Origin of the sequence: Faecalicatena contorta (assembly GCF_022835095.1) — a bacterium.
Classification (GTDB): domain Bacteria; phylum Bacillota; class Clostridia; order Lachnospirales; family Lachnospiraceae; genus Faecalicatena; species Faecalicatena contorta.
The window spans coordinates 1,531,151-1,548,575 of the sequence record NZ_BQNQ01000001.1; the positions used below are offsets into that span (position 1 = coordinate 1,531,151).

General features: G+C 43.0%; 17 protein-coding genes. 10 read left to right on the forward strand and 7 right to left on the reverse strand.

All coding sequences use genetic code 11. The annotated features are described in order from the left end of the window. Positions 1–58: 58 nt before the first annotated feature. The 5 genes from MWG26_RS06770 to MWG26_RS06790 all read right to left on the reverse strand — a co-directional run bounded on the left by MWG26_RS06770 (position 59) and on the right by MWG26_RS06790 (position 4,792). Complete coding sequence (locus MWG26_RS06770) at positions 59–1,549, reverse strand: primase C-terminal domain-containing protein (protein WP_002380753.1); 1,491 nt, start codon at positions 1,547–1,549, stop codon at positions 59–61. A 394-nt stretch (positions 1,550–1,943) separates the two neighbouring features. Further along, positions 1,944–2,183, reverse strand: a complete 240-nt coding sequence (locus MWG26_RS06775; protein ID WP_002380754.1) for a helix-turn-helix transcriptional regulator — start codon at positions 2,181–2,183, stop codon at positions 1,944–1,946. 361 nt (positions 2,184–2,544) lie between these two features. Then, the gene (gene erm(B) / locus MWG26_RS06780; protein WP_001038790.1) at positions 2,545–3,282 is read right to left on the reverse strand and encodes a 23S rRNA (adenine(2058)-N(6))-methyltransferase Erm(B); all 738 of its coding nucleotides are present in this window, start codon (positions 3,280–3,282) and stop codon (positions 2,545–2,547) included. Positions 3,283–3,406: 124 nt separating this feature from the next. After that, a complete protein-coding gene (locus tag MWG26_RS06785; protein WP_001814874.1) occupies positions 3,407–3,490 on the reverse strand; it encodes a 23S rRNA methyltransferase attenuation leader peptide in 84 nt (27 codons plus the stop codon). Between the two features lie 129 nt (positions 3,491–3,619). After that, the gene (locus MWG26_RS06790) at positions 3,620–4,792 is read right to left on the reverse strand and encodes an IS256-like element IS256 family transposase (RefSeq protein WP_000195429.1); all 1,173 of its coding nucleotides are present in this window, start codon (positions 4,790–4,792) and stop codon (positions 3,620–3,622) included. Positions 4,793–5,614: 822 nt separating this feature from the next. On the opposite strand from MWG26_RS06790, the gene rhmD reads away from it, so the two are divergent. The 6 genes from rhmD to MWG26_RS06820 all read left to right on the forward strand — a co-directional run bounded on the left by rhmD (position 5,615) and on the right by MWG26_RS06820 (position 11,871). Further along, entirely contained in the window at positions 5,615–6,808 is a 1,194-nt protein-coding gene (rhmD, locus tag MWG26_RS06795; RefSeq protein WP_025655270.1) for an L-rhamnonate dehydratase, read from the forward strand. Positions 6,809–6,834: 26 nt separating this feature from the next. Then, positions 6,835–8,217: a GntP family permease gene (locus tag MWG26_RS06800; protein WP_025655271.1), complete on the forward strand. Its 1,383-nt coding sequence runs from the start codon at positions 6,835–6,837 to the stop codon at positions 8,215–8,217. A gap of 285 nt (positions 8,218–8,502) precedes the next feature. Then, positions 8,503–9,258, forward strand: a complete 756-nt coding sequence (locus tag MWG26_RS06805; protein ID WP_025655272.1) for an IclR family transcriptional regulator — start codon at positions 8,503–8,505, stop codon at positions 9,256–9,258. Between the two features lie 4 nt (positions 9,259–9,262). Further along, positions 9,263–10,159 carry a dihydrodipicolinate synthase family protein gene (locus MWG26_RS06810; RefSeq protein ID WP_025655273.1) on the forward strand — a complete coding sequence of 299 codons (897 nt, stop codon included), beginning with the start codon at positions 9,263–9,265 and terminating at the stop codon, positions 10,157–10,159. Positions 10,160–10,199: 40 nt separating this feature from the next. After that, complete coding sequence (locus MWG26_RS06815) at positions 10,200–10,706, forward strand: NanQ anomerase/TabA/YiaL family protein (RefSeq protein WP_025655274.1); 507 nt, start codon at positions 10,200–10,202, stop codon at positions 10,704–10,706. A 13-nt stretch (positions 10,707–10,719) separates the two neighbouring features. After that, complete coding sequence (locus MWG26_RS06820) at positions 10,720–11,871, forward strand: zinc-binding dehydrogenase (protein WP_117440732.1); 1,152 nt, start codon at positions 10,720–10,722, stop codon at positions 11,869–11,871. 354 nt (positions 11,872–12,225) lie between these two features. On the opposite strand, the gene MWG26_RS06825 is transcribed toward MWG26_RS06820, so the two are convergent. Both MWG26_RS06825 and pduL read right to left on the reverse strand, forming a co-directional pair. Beyond that, complete coding sequence (locus MWG26_RS06825) at positions 12,226–12,672, reverse strand: GatB/YqeY domain-containing protein (protein ID WP_025655275.1); 447 nt, start codon at positions 12,670–12,672, stop codon at positions 12,226–12,228. A 75-nt stretch (positions 12,673–12,747) separates the two neighbouring features. Beyond that, positions 12,748–13,395, reverse strand: coding sequence for a phosphate propanoyltransferase (gene pduL, locus MWG26_RS06830; protein ID WP_025655276.1), 648 nt, complete (start codon positions 13,393–13,395; stop codon positions 12,748–12,750). Positions 13,396–13,706: 311 nt separating this feature from the next. On the opposite strand from pduL, the gene MWG26_RS06835 reads away from it, so the two are divergent. The 4 genes from MWG26_RS06835 to scfA all read left to right on the forward strand — a co-directional run bounded on the left by MWG26_RS06835 (position 13,707) and on the right by scfA (position 17,390). Beyond that, complete coding sequence (locus MWG26_RS06835; RefSeq protein ID WP_117440731.1) at positions 13,707–15,338, forward strand: Na/Pi cotransporter family protein; 1,632 nt, start codon at positions 13,707–13,709, stop codon at positions 15,336–15,338. A gap of 85 nt (positions 15,339–15,423) precedes the next feature. Then, positions 15,424–15,969, forward strand: coding sequence for a stage V sporulation protein T (gene spoVT / locus MWG26_RS06840; RefSeq protein WP_025655277.1), 546 nt, complete (start codon positions 15,424–15,426; stop codon positions 15,967–15,969). A 740-nt stretch (positions 15,970–16,709) separates the two neighbouring features. Next, positions 16,710–17,096, forward strand: coding sequence for a TIGR04086 family membrane protein (locus MWG26_RS06845; protein ID WP_025655279.1), 387 nt, complete (start codon positions 16,710–16,712; stop codon positions 17,094–17,096). A 150-nt stretch (positions 17,097–17,246) separates the two neighbouring features. Continuing rightward, on the forward strand, positions 17,247–17,390 hold the full coding sequence (gene scfA / locus MWG26_RS06850; protein WP_009002406.1) for a six-cysteine ranthipeptide SCIFF: 144 nt from the start codon (positions 17,247–17,249) through the stop codon (positions 17,388–17,390). The last annotated feature ends 35 nt before the right edge of the window (positions 17,391–17,425 follow it).

The following is a 17,425-nucleotide window of genomic DNA, read 5'->3' on the forward strand; positions in this document are numbered from 1 at the left end:
ATGGTAAAAACATTGTATAGCATTTTACACAGGAGTCTGGACTTGACTTTATCTATTTTCAGCCTGTATCATAGCTAAACAAATCGAGTTGTGTGTCCGTTTTTGGGCGTTCTGCTAGCTTGTTTAAAGTCTCTTGAATGAATGTATGTTCTAAGTCAAAAAACTCTGACAGCGCCTTTATATAGCTTTCTTTTTCTTCTTTTTTTACTTTAATGATCGATAGCAACAATGATTTAACACTAGCAAGTTGAATGCCACCATTTCTTCCTGGTTTAATCTTAAAGAAAATTTCCTGATTCGCCTTCAGTACCTTCAGCAATTTATCTAATGTCCGCTCAGGAATGCCTAGCGCTTCTCTAATCTCTTTTTTAGTCGTCACCAAATAAGGCTTGTATACATCACTTTTTTCGCTAATATAAGCCATTAAATCTTCTTTCCATTCTGACAAATGAACACGTTGACGTTCACTTCTTTTTTTCTTGAATTTAAACCACCCTTGACGGACAAATAAATCTTTACTGGTTAAATCACTTGATACCCAAGCTTTGCAAAGAATGGTAATGTATTCCCTATTAGCCCCTTGATAGTTTTCTGAATAGGCACTTCTAACAAGTTTAATCACTTCTTTTTCTTCTAAGGGTTGATCTAATCGATTATTAAACTCAAACATATTATATTCGCACGTTTCGATTGAATAGCCTGAACTAAAGTAGGCTAAAGAGAGGGTAAACATGACGTTATTACGCCCTATTAAACCCTTTTCTCCTGAAAATTTCGTTTCGTGCAATAAGAGATTAAACCAGGGTTCATCTACTTGTTTTTTGCCTTCTGTACCGCTTAAAACCGTTAGACTTGAACGAGTAAAGCCCTTATTATCTGTTTGTTTGAAAGACCAATCTTGCCATTCTTTGAAAGAATAACGGTAATTGGGATCAAAAAATTCTACATTGTCCGTTCTTGGTATACGAGCAATCCCAAAATGATTGCACGTTAGATCAACTGGCAAAGACTTTCCAAAATATTCTCGGATATTTTGCGAGATTATTTTGGCTGCTTTGACAGATTTAAATTCTGATTTTGAAGTCACATAAACTGGCGTTTCTAAAACAAAATATGCTTGATAACCTTTATCAGATTTGATAATTAACGTAGGCATAAAACCTAAATCAATAGCTGTTGTTAAAATATCGCTTGCTGAAATAGTTTCTTTTGCCGTGTGAATATCAAAATCAATAAAGAAGGTATTGATTTGTCTTAAATTGTTTTCAGAATGTCCTTTCGTGTATGAACGGTTTTCGTCTGCATACGTACCATAACGATAAACGTTTGGTGTCCAATGCGTAAATGTATCTTGATTTTCGTGAATCGCTTCTTCGGAAGTCAGAACAACGCCACGTCCGCCAATCATGCTTTTTTTTGAGCGATACGCAAAAATAGCCCCTTTGCTTTTACCTGGCTTGGTAGTGATTGAGCGAATTTTACTATTTTTAAATTTGTACTTTAACAAGCCGTCATGAAGCACAGTTTCTACAACAAAAGGGATATTCATTCAGCTGTTCTCCTTTCTTACGAAAATTAATTAGTTAGAAGCTACGATCAAAGTTGAATCACAACAAAAAAGGCAATCAACTAAGTTTTTCTTAATTGATTGCCTGGTATCTTCTTAAAGACTTGAAATTCCCTCAAAAACCCGATATAATGGGTTTACAGATATTTAAGTATCTGATTAATAAAGTAATTAAATACTTTACCAAATTTCGGGTCTCGACTTCTTTAATTGATTGGTGGTAATCAATTAAGGCTCGCAACTTATTTTCTTGGCGGAAAATAAGTTGGTCGTGGCTCTTTTTTTGTATTCTTTATTCAGTTCGTTGTTTCGTTATATCTAGTATACCGCTTTTAAAAAAAATAAGCAACAATTTCGTTAAATATATTAACGACAATCATTGCTTCTCTTCTTCTATTTGCAACTCTACTTGTTCTAATTCATTAGGAATTAAGTCAATAACTAAGGTTGAGTTTGTCAATTCTGCAATTCGTTCCAATGTTTTTAATGTCGGATCTGATTTTCCTGATTCAATCAATGAATAATTTGATCTACTCATTTCTAATTCTTGGGAGAATTTTTCTTTTGATTTGGTACCTCTCATCTTTTTTAAGCTTTCTCTAAATGCTAGTTCCAAGTTTCTCCCTCCTGTTTATGTAAATATTTTGCACGTTTTCCATTTAATTATATCGTTACACCTTGTAAATCACAAGTGATTAATCACAAATCACTTGTGATTAGTGATTGTTATTGGTGTTGCCTAGAACGATTCTAAGCACATGTTTAATTTTAAAGTGGGCAATTATCTTTAAAATGTCCTACAATGATTCAATAAAAGCATGGCTGCTAGTGAAACTTGCGACCATGCTTTTAAAAATACTTAATGGGGTCCCGAGCGCTTTAGCTCCTTGGAAGCTGTCAGTAGTATACCTAATAATTTATCTACATTCCCTTTAGTAACGTGTAACTTTCCAAATTTACAAAAGCGACTCATAGAATTATTTCCTCCCGTTAAATAATAGATAACTATTAAAAATAGACAATACTTGCTCATAAGTAACGGTACTTAAATTGTTTACTTTGGCGTGTTTCATTGCTTGATGAAACTGATTTTTAGTAAACAGTTGACGATATTCTCGATTGACCCATTTTGAAACAAAGTACGTATATAGCTTCCAATATTTATCTGGAACATCTGTGGTATGGCGGGTAAGTTTTATTAAGACACTGTTTACTTTTGGTTTAGGATGAAAGCATTCCGCTGGCAGCTTAAGCAATTGCTGAATCGAGACTTGAGTGTGCAAGAGCAACCCTAGTGTTCGGTGAATATCCAAGGTACGCTTGTAGAATCCTTCTTCAACAATCAGATAGATGTCAGACGCATGGCTTTCAAAAACCACTTTTTTAATAATTTGTGTGCTTAAATGGTAAGGAATATTCCCAACAATTTTATACCTCTGTTTGTTAGGGAATTGAAACTGTAGAATATCTTGGTGAATTAAAGTGACACGAATGTTCAGTTTTAATTTTTCTGACGATAAGTTGAATAGATGACTGTCTAATTCAATAGACGTTACCTGTTTACTTATTTTAGCCAGTTTCGTCGTTAAATGCCCTTTACCTGTTCCAATTTCGTAAACGGTATCGGTTTCTTTTAAATTCAATTGTTTTATTATTTGGTTGAGTACTTTTTCACTCGTTAAAAAGTTTTGAGAATATTTTATATTTTTGTTCATGTAATCACTCCTGAAGTGATTACATCTATAAATAAATACAGAAGTTAAACGATTTGTTTGTAATTTTAGTTATCTGTTTAAAAAGTCATAAGATTAGTCACTGGTAGGAATTAATCTAACGTATTTATTTATCTGCGTAATCACTGTTTTTAGTCTGTTTCAAAACAGTAGATGTTTTATCTACATTACGCATTTGGAATACCAACATGACGAATCCCTCCTTCTTAATTACAAATTTTTAGCATCTAATTTAACTTCAATTCCTATTATACAAAATTTTAAGATAAAGTCAAGTCCAGACTCCTGTGTAAAATGCTATACAATGTTTTTACCATTTCTACTTATCAAAATTGATGTATTTTCTTGAAGAATAAATCCATTCATCATGTAGGTCCATAAGAACGGCTCCAATTAAGCGATTGGCTGATGTTTGATTGGGGAAGATGCGAATAATCTTTTCTCTTCTGCGTACTTCTTGATTCAGTCGTTCAATTAGATTGGTACTCTTTAGTCGATTGTGGGAATTTCCTTGTACGGTATATTGAAAGGCGTCTTCGAATCCATCATCCAATGATGCGCAAGCTTTTGAATATTTTGGTTGATCGATATAATCATGAATCAATCGATTTTTAGCCTCACGCGCTAAGTTAATATCTGTGAACTTAAAAATTCCTTTAACAGCTTCTCTGAAAGATTTTGAATTTTTTTTAGGAATGGTGGTAAAGATATTTCTTAGGAAGTGAACTTGGCATCTTTGCCAACTTACGTTGGTGAAGGATTTTCTAATGGCAGAGACTAATCCTTTGTGCGCATCAGAAATAACGAGTTCCGTACCTTGTAAACCGCGTTCTTTTAGGTATTCAAAAAATGTTGTCCAGGTCTCTTCGCTTTCGCCACTTTGAATCATGAAGCCGATAATTTCACGGTCGCCATCTTTGGTTATTCCAATCGCTATATGACAGCTTTTTGAGAGTACTCGATTTTCTTCTCGTACTTTTATATAGAGTACATCGGTCATTAAGTAAGGATAATTTTTTTCTGATAATAAACGATTCTGCCACTCGTTAACCATAGGTTCTAGCTGTTCTGTTAAGCTAGAAACGAAGGACTTAGAGACGGATTTACCACAAAGTTCTTCCACAATTTTTGATACTTTACGAGTTGAAACGCCTGATACATACATTTCCAACATTGAAGCCATGAGGGCTTTTTCGTTTCGTTGATAACGTTCAAACACTGTGGGTGAAAAATGGCCATCACGTGTTCTGGGTACTTTTAATTCTAGCGTGCCTACACGTGTCGTAAAGCTGCGCTCATAATAGCCATTTCGTTGACTTTGTCGGTTTTCTGTTCGTTCATATTCTTTTGCTTGAATATATTCTGTTCGTTGATTTTCCATTAGTTGATTAAATACCGTTGTTAAAATATTTTTAGAAACGTCATCCTTTACAGAATATTCAATAATGCTTTGAATCTCTTCGCTTTTCAGTGTAAAATGTACTTGGGTCATGTAAAAGTCCTCCTGGGTATGTTTTTGTCGTTAAAAACATTGTACCGTAAAAGGACTGTTATATGGCCTTTTTACTTTTACACAATTATACGGACTTTATCTAAGATAATGCACTATCAACACACTCTTAAGTTTGCTTCTAAGTCTTATTTCCATAACTTTAGGGTTAACCATACGCAAGACCAATCACTCTCGGACAATACTCATGATTTTCGGTAAAAAACGTAAAAGAAATAAGAACAATTAACAAAATGTATAATAACAATCAATAGCGACTAATGATTTTCATGTAAAAGGACACCAAACTATACGGTGTCCTTTTCAAATTCTTACGTCATATCAAGGCTCATTCAATCGTGGTAAATTCGTGGTAAAATGAGTGCTTTCCTATATTTCAAAATGCTTGAAAGTATAGTGTTTATGCGGATAATCAAAAATCAGATATAAAATTTATAATAAACATAATAGATATTTTACCCTCTCCTATAAAAACGAAAGCTCCGGCAGCGAATACGATGTTTCAGCGAAGCAGGCTGAATACCGGTATGCCTGACAGTCAGTTAACAACTCAATCAGTATACTTTATAATCCTTAAAAAATCAATCCTGCAAAAGTGGACGGATACATAATGATTGTACATCTTGCACAAAAACGAACTGCGGTTTTTGACTATAGTGTGGAAAAAATCGTTGAATCTTGACTTAATTATAAAGAAATGATAAACTGTTTATGAAATGAGAATTTGATTCACATATATGAATCAATGGAACGGAGTAAACTTTAAATGTGTCATTTTAAAGAAAAGAAAGGAAGGTACTTATTATGGCATTAATGGGAAGAAAGATTGCAGCAATCCGTGCTTATGTAGTCGAAGGAGGTGGCGCTGATTATCATGATCAGAGTGAAGATCATTGGATTGTTAAGCAGATTGCAACTCCTATGAGCATCTATCCGGAGTATAAGGCAACCAGATCCAGCTTTGGAATTAATGCGCTGAAGACTCTTGTAGTGGAAGTTGAGGCGGATAACGGTGTAACTGGATTCGGTATTACGACGGGCGGATATCCGGCGGCATGGCTGGTTATGAATCATCTTGACCGCTTTGTTGTGGGCAAGGATGCCAATGAGATAGAGATCATCTGGGATCAGATGTATCGTGCCTCTCTTTACTATGGACGTAAAGGCGTGGTAATGAACGCGATATCTGCAGTCGACCTGGCGCTCTGGGATCTGCTCGGCAAGTTAAGAGAAGAACCGGTATATGCGATGCTGGGAGGAAAGGTTCGCGAGGAACTGACATTTTACGCTACAGGACCGAGACCTGACCTTGCAAAGGATATGGGATTTGTCGGTGGAAAGATTCCGCTTGTTTACGGACAGGCAGATGGAATGGAAGGCCTGAGGAAAAGCATTGAACTGGCGGCTGATATGCGTGAAAAGTGCGGGGATGACTTCCTGCTGATGTGGGACTGCTGGATGGCGCTTGACCTTTACTATGCGAAACGCCTGATGCAGGCTTCTGCAGACCTGAAGTTTAACTGGATCGAAGAGTGTTTCAACCCAGATGATTACTGGTCATACCGCGACCTTAAAAAAGCAGCGGGTAACCAGATCATGGTAACAGGCGGTGAGCATGAAGCTTCCAAGTTCGGTTTCCGCATGTTGATCGAGGACTGTGACCTGGATGTTATTCAGCCTGATGTCGGCTGGTGCGGTGGTATGACAGAACTGATTAAGATCGGTAACATGGCAGAAGCGCACGGCAAACTGGTAATTCCTCATGGAAGCGGTACATACAGTTATCATTATGTAACAACGAAAACAAATTCACCGATCACAGAGTGCCTGATGATGGCGCCGCAGGCTGATAAGGTGGTTCCGCAGTATTATCCGCTGCTGAAGGATGAGCCAATGCCGGTTAACGGTAAGCTGAAAGTCAGCGATAAGCCGGGATTTGGTGTGGAACTGAATAAGGATAAGACACTCATTGAAGTAAAAAAGGGAACAAGACTGTAAAAGCAGCCTTTATGTAGGAGGGTAAAATGTCAACAGCATTTTTAATTATAAGTTTAATAATCGCAATCGCAGTTGTTGTATTATTTATTATCAAGGCCAAAATGAATCCGGCGATCGCCCTGATCCTTGGTTCTCTGCTCCTTGGTGTTTTGACAAAAGTACCGCTGGTGGATATTACAGCCGCGGACGGGACGGTAACCACCGGCCTGGTTAACGTGATTAATAATGGTTTCGGAAGCATGCTGGGAAGTATCGGATTCCCGATCGGCCTTGGTATTATCCTCGGCCAGTTCGTAAGTGATACCGGCGGTGCAAGTGTAATCGCTGACAAACTGGTATCCGTATTTCCAAACAAATGGGCAATGTACGCGGTAGGATTTGCCGGATTCGTACTTTCTATCCCTGTATTTTTTGATGTAACATTTGTAATTTTGATCCCCATCGGTGTAGCTTTGATGAAGAAGCTGAATAAGGGAATCGGTTATATCGTAGGAGCGATCTCTATCGGTGCCGGTGTTGCGCATACCCTGGTTCCTCCGACGCCAAACCCGCTGGTTGCTCCGGAATATTTTGGATTTGACCTTGGTATTATGATTGCAGCAGGACTGCTGTTCGGTATTCCTATGGTACTGATTGCCGTTACGATTCATGGGTTCTTGATGAAGAAAGGGCTTTGGAATGCAGAAAAAGATGAGAATGGAAACGGCTTGGACATCAATGAGCTGGAGCTTCCGGAAAAAATGCCGGGATTCTTTGTTTCACTGCTTCCGATCCTGCTTCCGATTATCTTCATTCTTTTGAATACAGTAGCAGGCGCTATGATGGATTCTGTTCCGACATGGATTGATTTCCTTGGACAGAAGACAACATCTATGCTGTTGGGAACTCTGGCTGGTATGATTATCTCTATTAAGTACCTGGGACTGGCAAAGACGGAAAAAGTAGCCACTACAGCCCTGAAATCTGCTGGACTTGTATTTCTGATTACCGGAGCCGGCGGATCCTTCTCCTCTGTAATTACTGCATCAGGCGTGAGTGAAGCAATTAAGAATATGGTATCTAATATCTCCAACAATATCGTGCTGATCCTGCTGATCGGCTGGATTCTGGGACTGCTGTTCAGACAGATCACCGGATCCGGTACAGTGGCTTCACTGACCACCTTTGCGATTATGCAGAGCGTTGCAACAACCGTAGCTATCCACCCGGTATTTATCGCTCTGGCGTGCCTGGACGGCGCACTGTTTGGCGCAACGGTTAATGACTCAGGCTTTTGGATTGTATCAAATATGACCGGATTTAATTTTACCGGCGGATTGAAAACATATACTTTGGGGCAGGCAATTGCTTCGGTTGTAGGTATTATTCTGATCATTATTGTAGGTTTGATATCATGCCTGTTCATCTAGTGCAAAATGCATCAGGTATGACATAGGTTTACGGCGGGGCACTATGCCGGCCGCTGCGGACATGGATGCGGCGGTATGCCGTAATGTACAGGCCCCTCAGAATTGAGGGGCTTGTGCACATTATCTTCATTTTAGGCATTCTCTTTTTAATAGGAAGAGAAAGGCGTTATAGAAGAGCCATACAGAGCTCTTCAAAGTTGACAAGAAAAGTTGGGCGTGGTAATGTAATTTTATATTGAAAATGGGAAAGTCGCCTTTTGAAAATGAAAGGAGCAGGTGTTTTATATGGCGGTTAAATCGGCAGAAAGAGTTTTAAAAATTTTCGACCTTTTAGAGGGTAGCTCCGATGGGCTGACGAACAAGGATATCAGCACTCGTCTGAATTATGCTCCAAGCAGTACGATAGCTCTTTTACAGACAATGGCGGAAAACGGTTACCTGGCGGTAGATGAGCAGAAGCGGTATTCACTGGGGGGCAAGCTGGTAAGCCTTGGAGCGGTAGCGGCATCCAGGTTCGATATCGGGAGGATGGCTACACCTTATTTAAAGCATCTCATGCAGACGCTGGGTGAGACCTGTTTCCTGGGGGTTCTCTCGCAGGGAGAGATTGTGTATATTGCGAAGGAAAACTGCGAACGGACGATTAATACAAATGCACAAATCGGATCCAGAAAGCCGGTTTACTGTACCGGTCTGGGAAAAGCATTTCTATCCTTTCTTCCGCCGGAGGAAAGCCGGGATATTATGAATGGGCTGGAATTTACCGCATTTACGGAAAACACGGTGAAGGGCGTGGAAGAATTGAGAAAGCAGCTGCAGGAATTTCGTCTCCAGGGCTATGCAACGGATGACCAGGAGATCGAAGAAGGATTATGGTGCCTGGCAGTTCCGGTCTATGACGGCTACCATAGAATGATTGCTGCACTCAGTGTATCTGGCCCGAAAGAGCGCATGATGGACAAGAAGGAACTAATCATAGCAGAGATGCTGAAGGCCGGAAAGAGTTTATCCAGAGAGCTGGGGTATCAGAAGGAGGAATAGTATAATGAAGAAACTGTGTGGCGTGAATCCGCCGGTCATCACGATATTTGATGAAAAGTGTAAGATAGACATTGAGGCAAGCAAGAGACAGGCAGATTTCCTGATCTCAAAAGGTGTGGACGGACTGGCATATCTGGGGACATCCGGAGAGTTCAGCATTATGACGGTAGAAGAAAAAAAGAACTTTATTAAAGAAATGATAGATCACGTTAATGGGCGGGTGAATGTGATTGTAGGTGTTGGCGATACCTGCCTTGAGAATACAATGGAGCTGCTAAAATATGTGGAGGCTGCCGGCGCTGACGGCGTACTCCTGATTAATCCGTATTTCAGTGTATACAGCTCAGAGATGGTGGAGGCATATTTCGGTTATGTAGCTTCCCATACGTCTCTTCCTATTATAATATACAATTTCCCGGATCTGACAGGTTACTGCTTCAATGCGGATGTAGTGAGCAAGCTCGTGAAGGATAACCCGAATATTGTGGGAATCAAAGATACGATCAATGATTTTAACCATGTTCTTTCTATGCAGAAAGTGAAGGAAGTAAATCCTGATTTTTCTGTGTTCTCGGCCTATGAGAACCAGGCTATGGGGCTTCTGGTCTGCGGTGTGGACGGATTTATCAATGCAACTGCAAACTTTGCGCCTGAGTTTACGGTCAATACGTACCAGTCTGCAAAGAGGGGGGACTATAATGAGGCAGCGCTCTGGTTTAAAAAGATGGTGAATGCCATGGACATCTATGGTTACAGTACGCCGCTCTTTCTGGCATGTAAACAGGCTATGTACTACCGTGTGCTGAACCAGGACGGCCACGAAAGGCTGCCGGCTCTTTCTCTGGATGCAGAAGCTAAGGCTAATGTATATAATAAGATGAGAGAACTGAAACTGCTGTAGATGCAGACGCAGATTTGACAGATTGGAGAGGTAGCATAATATGATAATGGATAAGCTGGAACATTTCCGCTATTATCAGCGGTGTGTGCCCGAACTGTGGGATGCGGTGCGTTTTGTGGAACGTGTGGAGAAGGAACGCCTGCCTGCTGGCAGATACCCTGTCGGAAAAGGGTTCGCATTCGTTCAGGAGGGACAGACCCGGAGCTTTGAGGAAGCGGATTTTGAAACCCATGACAAGTATCTGGATGTGCAGATTCTTCTGGAAGGTTCGGAAATGTGGGAATATGCGGACAAGGCGGATCTGACGGTGAAGACACCATATGATCCCGACACAGATATAGAATGGTTAACCGGGAAGGGCGACAGAATACAGATGAAGCCGGGAATGTTTTACCTGGTTTATCCCACGGACGGACATAAACCCTGTTGTCATGAACGTATACCTTCCTCCTACCGGAAGGTCGTTGTGAAGATCAAGATTGACAAGCTGCTGCACGGAGTGAACACAGGCAGAACCGGAATGCAGCACAGGCGAATATCCTGGTAAAGGAGATACGAAGATGGATTTAAAGATTGATGATATAGTAAAACAGGTTCTCTCTGAAGTCGGGACACACAAAGAGAACAGGACAGCATTTACCCTGGAGAGAATGCCGGTGTTTACGGGCAATGAGACGGGGAAGAGTGCCGTGCTGGTGTCTCCTGAAAGTTATGAACTGAAAGAATATAAGCTGCCGGAGATCGGCGCAAAGGAGATTCTCGTGGAAGTGGAAGGCTGTTGTGTGTCACCTTCCGATACGATAGAATTCATGAAAGAAAAAAGAGTGGGCCAGGCGTCCCTTCTGGGACAGCAGGGAACCGGCCGTATAGTGAAACTGGGCAGCCCTTCTCTGCAGGATGCGGCAGGAACAGCCCTGAAGGTCGGTGACAGAGTCGTTGCCGTAAAAAAGGCCAGCACAGCGGCCTCCGCTTTCGGTGGAAACCGCGGCAGCGCAGGGAGCGGCTTTCACGGATGGTATTCCAACTATGTAGTGCTCAGGGCCGACAACCAGATCTACCAGGTGAATGATCTGGATTTGGAGTCCCGTCTGCTTACAGAGACGGTCATCGCGGTAAACAGTGCGGTACAGAGGACTGTCAAGCTCGGACATCTGGACTCTTCCAAACGTGTGATTGTGCTGGGATGCGGGCTGGAAGGCCTGACAGCCATCGCCATACTGAATTGTATGGGCATATACAACATCATAGCAATAGACGGAGACGAACAGGCTCTCAAACTGGCCATAGAATTCGGTGCCAGGGAAAGCATCGATTACCGTAACAAAAACGGCATATCAGCCGTACTGGAAAAGATCCAGAAGTACTTCGGCGGAAGCCTTGCAGACGCCGTATTCCAATGCACCGCATCCCCACTGGGCCGAAGCACTGCAAAACGTTTCACAAAAAGCAGCGGCAGCATCTGTGAACTGGAATACGTCCTGGGCAAGTCAAAGACAGCCATAAGACATTACGAAGATTCCATGCCGGCAGGAGGCAGATACTACACAACCCGCGACTACGAAGAATGCTTCAAATTCATGAAAAAAGCCGCCGAAAAAGACCTCCCCCTCTACCGCCTCATCACCCACCGCTACCGCCTCGAAGAAATCAACGAGGCCCACTGGTCAGCCATAAGAGGCGAAGGCCTGGCAATAGCCGTATTTAACAGATAGAAGGTCTGTTATTGCATGTCCTTCTTTCGGAGACGATCAACCAATCCAGCCCGATCCACCGCCCCCGTCTCCCGGCAGGATGCACCCAGCCCGGGGAACAGGGGCGTATGGGCTTTTCAGGGGCGTCAAGAAAGACGTGCTAGATTTACTTAAAGTTCAAATAGGCCGATTGCAGGTTAAAAATATGATTTCCAAATCATATTTTTACTTTGACCTGACATGCGAAATCATCAGATTTCGGATGGCATGTCAAAGGTACCTGCAATCGGCCTATTTGGACTTTTAGTAAATCTCACGTCTTTCGCCCGCTCCAGAAAAGCCCATACGCCCCTGTTCCCCGGGCGACCCCTTCTTTTATTGGATTAAAGATGCCACGATCGTACTTACAAGTTTCCCATCAGCCTTTCCTTTTACCTTAGGCATAAGTTCCTTCATAATTTTCCCTTTATCCTTCGCCGTGGGAGCCTCAATTCCAAGATCGGCAAGCACGCCCCTCACGATTTCTCTAATTTCATCCCCGTCCATCATCTTCGGAGCATACTCCTCCAGAACAGTAAGCCGCTTCTGGCACTCCTCAATAATATCCGTGCGGTCTTTGGGAGTCAGTTCCAGTGTTTCCTTTGTCTGTTTGATCTCTCTTAGTATTACCTGGTTTTCTTCCTCCTCCGTCAGATCTGCCCGCTTGTCAATTGCCTTATTTTTCAGAGAAGACAACAGAAAAGAGAGGGCTGCTTTTCTTTCTTTGTCGCCGGCCTTCATAGCGGCCATCATAGCGCTTCTTACTTCATCGATTTTATTCATGTTAAAATACCTCCATTTTGAAATTGTCAGAATAGTGTCGGATTTGCGCGGGGGTCTGACCCCTTTGCAAAGGGGTCAGACCCCCCTGTTGATTCCGGACTGCAGTTCATCTGCCCATGTCTGCAGATTATAAGTATGCCCGTCAAATAGTTTTAAAATCACGCCGGTTGGGTTATCTTCGTTGGCAAATGCGTTGGCCTCGTCTGTATCCACATGCATGGACAATGCGAATTTGGGGCTGACCCGGACGACCACATCGGAAAAGATAAGGGAACGCTCATAGCTTGTAGTTATGACGAAAACGATATCGTTGTCCTTTACATGTGCCCTGAGGGCATCGATGGGCGTCATATGAATGTGGCGTTTGGCTACGATGACCCCTTCCTTCAGCTCTACTTTTCCGTGAGGGCCCACGAGAGTGCATCCCGGTGTGCCGGCGATATCTCCGGACTGGCGGATGACGCTTGGTATGCCAAGCCTGCGGGCATCTGTAACGGATATTTCGACCTGGGTTGCAGGACGAAACGGGCCCAGTAAGATGACCTTTTCGAAGCGTCCTTTGGGACCGATGACGGTCAGCCTTTCTTTGCATGCATACTGGCCGGGCTGACTGAGCTCCTTTGTATAGTTCAGGCGTGCGCCGGGGCCAAAGAGTTGTTCAAAGTCTTCCTGGGAGACATGGATATGCCTGGCGGAAGTTTCTATTGGAATTTTCAGGCTCATATTGTTTTCTCCATCCTGCGTATACTTTTTTATTTCATGACATGTAAATTTTAGCAGAATATAAGGAGGTTTTCAATATCTACATGGCGGTTTTGCAGAGGGGATATCTGATTTGAAGTGGAAATTCATTCGCGGGAAGCTTTGCTCAGGCAGCGGCCGCGTATTAATTTGTACGATATGACGTAAAAGTACCAGAGTAATTAAGAAATCGCTAAGAAACGAACCGGTCAGATTGACCTCGTGTTTTTGGCTATGATAATCTGTGTTAAGAGTGCGTAAAAATTAAGGCATGCAAAGGAGAAGTATGAGAGATGGGAATTAAGGATTTACTTGCATTACTGGGAGGGCTCGCTCTCTTCTTATACGGAATGCAGATGATGAGCAACGGTCTGGAGGCTGCGGCGGGCAACCGGATGAAATCAATTCTGGAAAGACTGACGTCTAACAGAGTAAAAGGGGTGCTGGTGGGAGCGGGCATCACAGCGGTCATACAGTCTTCCTCCGCTACGACTGTTATGGTAGTCGGATTTGTAAATTCCGGGCTGATGACATTGAAACAGGCTGTATGGGTGATTATGGGCGCCAACATAGGGACAACGATCACCGGCCAGCTGATTGCGCTTGACATTGGCGCCATTGCCCCTCTATTTGCCATCGGCGGTGTTGCAGCCATCATGTTTGTAAAAAATGAAAAGGTCCACCATATCAGCAGCATTTTTGCCGGACTTGGTATCCTGTTCATGGGCATGGATATGATGGGAAGTGCCATGGAGCCGCTGCAGAATTCACCGGCATTTATTCAATTTATGACTACATTTAAAAATCCACTGGTGGGTATACTGATTGGGGCAGTATTTACCGCAGTGATCCAGTCCTCTTCAGCATCAGTGGGAATCCTGCAGGCACTGGCGGGCACCGGTATGATCCCGCTGTCCAGTGCGGTATATATTCTTTTTGGACAGAATATCGGAACCTGTATCACAGCGGTTCTGGCTTCCATCGGAATGAAAGTCAATGCCAAGCGTACAACCGTGATCCATCTAATGTTTAATATATTCGGTTCGGTATTGTTCACCCTGATCTGTATGTTTACACCGTTTGTCGCATGGATGGAGGCACTGGTTCCGGGAAACCCGGTGTCCCAGATCGCCAATGTACATACCGTATTTAATATAGTAACGACCCTGATTTTACTTCCGTTCGGCGAATACATGGCCCAGGCTGCAGTAAAGATTCTGCCGGACAGCAAAAAAGAGGAGGAGGAAGAGTACCGGCTGAAATATATTGCCAGATTCGAACCATCGTATGCCATCGGACAGAGCGCCGTGGCGATATCCCAGGTGGGGAATGAAGTAGGAAGAATGCTGGGAATGGTAGAGAAAAATATTTCGCGTGCATACGATATCCTCATGAAATACGATGACAGGGAAATGAAAAAGATCCGGGAAAGAGAGACTTATATCGATTATCTGAATCAGGAAATATCCGCTTATATTGTATCCCTTATGGCCAATGAAATGTCCATGTCGGACTCCCGGCAGATTAATGGATATTACGTGATCATAAGCAACCTTGAGCGGATCGGGGACCATGCGGTCAATTTGGCGGAATATGCGCAGGATTTAAGAAAATGGAACGGTGAATTTTCGGATATTGCCAGGGATGATTTGAAAAATATGAAAAAGCAGTGTTTGGAGGCTTTGCGTATCATAAACAGGCAGGAAGAGGATGTTCCCGCCGTTATTCTGAACCAGGCGGCTTTGATGGAGCAGAAAATAGACGACACCAGAGAAAAATATTTTAAGAAACAGATGCAGCGTCTAAAAAAAGGTAAATGCCGTCCGCAGACGGGAATTGTATTCACAGAGATCCTGACAGATTTTGAAAGAATCGGCGATCATGTGAAAAATATAGCAGAGCAATACGTGGAAATGGAAAACTGACAGGAGCACGAATATTTTCCTCTATTTAACAAATACTAGTAGAAGTGCTAATGATTACTAAGACGTTAAATGGAGGAATTTCTTTATGAAAGCTACAGGAATCGTAAGGCGGATTGACGATCTGGGAAGGGTTGTTATTCCGAAGGAGATACGAAGAACCCTGCGGATCCGGGAAGGGGATCCGTTGGAAATATTTACAGACAGGGAAGGTGAAGTAATACTTAAGAAATATTCCCCGATTGGGGAACTTGGCACACTTGCCAAACAGTATTCAGAAAGCCTTGCCCAGACAATGGGATGTACAGTGTGCATCACCGATAACGACCAGATCGTGGCTGCATCAGGCAGCGGAAAAAAGGATCTGCAGGATAAGTATATCAGCAAAGAGCTGGAGAAAGTAATTCAGGCAAGAGAACAACTGCTGGCAAAATCCGACAGTGCCAAATATGCAGGGGTTGTGCAGGATGAAAAAGAATTCAAAGAGGAAGTCGTGTGTCCGATCCTCTGCGAGGGAGATGCTATAGGCGCGGTTGTTTTCCTGAATAAGGATGAAAAGAAAAAATTCGGCGAACTGGAGCAGAAAGTTGCAATGAGCGCGGCTGGTTTTCTGGGACGTCAGATGGAACAATAGATAGAGATATTTACTCCCTTAGTCAGTTGGGATGGCGGGGGACGCGAAAGGAAGAGATAGTCGCAATCCGCCCAAGTGCACATATGCCGTTGCGAAATGCGGACACGAACCTAAGAAATTCTAGGAAGCCGGCAGCCGGGCTAGCGGGGTACAGCTGACACATCACGAGAAATCAAATGATTTCTCGCGCTGGGTCAGCAGATTTTGTGATTCGGAGATCACAAAATCCCCCCACTAGCCCGGCTGCCGGCTTCTTAGAATTTCTAAGGCTCGCTTTAGCATTTGGCAACGGCATATGTGCACTTGGGCGGATTGCGGCTATCCCTTCCTTTCGCTGGGTGCATCCAATAGGCAAGGGTGCAAATGGGGAGGCTCATTAACGGGGGAGGCGTATGGATTCTTTTGATGGTACATCACAGCTCCGGCAGATAAAAAGAAAAAATCATACCTTATTTTGCAGTTCACTGCGGATCCGCCCGCAGGGCATAAATTACGGGGTGCTCTTTGGATATACCTTATTCTGCAGCTGTGCTGCAGACCCGCCCGCAGGGCATGAGTTACGGGGTGCCCTTGGGTATACCATATTCTGCAGCTTGGCGGCGGTCCCTTCATTTTGCGCCCCCACCCATCCACAATACGAACCTTGCCTGCCACACTCCGCTTTTTTGGGGATAAATGGCATATTCCGGGAAGGACAATCATATGTTGTAATAGTACATAGATGGACGAGGAGGAATTAGATGGAGAATAAGACAAATAAGGGGCGGGGAGCCGAGGGAAAAGTCATCTGGCTTTTAAAGGCTCTTTTGTGCGCTTATGTGGTAACGGGAATCCTTCTGCTTTTATTGACTCTGCTGCTCTATAAATTGAACCTGGATGAGGGGAAAGTAACGGGAGGGATTATCGTTATTTATGTTGTTTCCACATTTGTAGGCGGCTTTGCGGCAGGGAAGATGGCAAAATTCCGTAAATTTGCATGGGGGCTGACGATCGGGATTCTGTATTTTGGTCTGCTGCTTTTGATCTCTCTTGGAGTGTACCGCTCTATGCAGGGAAGCGGGGCAAATATACTGACCACATTTCTGCTCTGTGCGGGAGGCGGAATGCTGGGGGGCATGGTCTCCTGATGAATTAAGATATACAGGAGAATATGTGCGGAAACAGCGTATAGACAGCCTGTACCGTTCACGAAAAAAACACTTTAAAAACTACAGGCACTGTGCTATAATGTTACGAGGTAAATACATGCCTGCAGCATGAATATAGGAGGAGAGAACATGAAACATATTAAAACACTGAATACACAGACCTTAAACAATACAGTAAAAAAAGGCGGATGCGGAGAATGCCAGACATCCTGCCAGTCAGCATGCAAGACTTCCTGCACAGTGGGAAACCAGACCTGCGAACATAAGAAGTAATATATTTGCAACGGGAAACAGAATATAAGCACAGC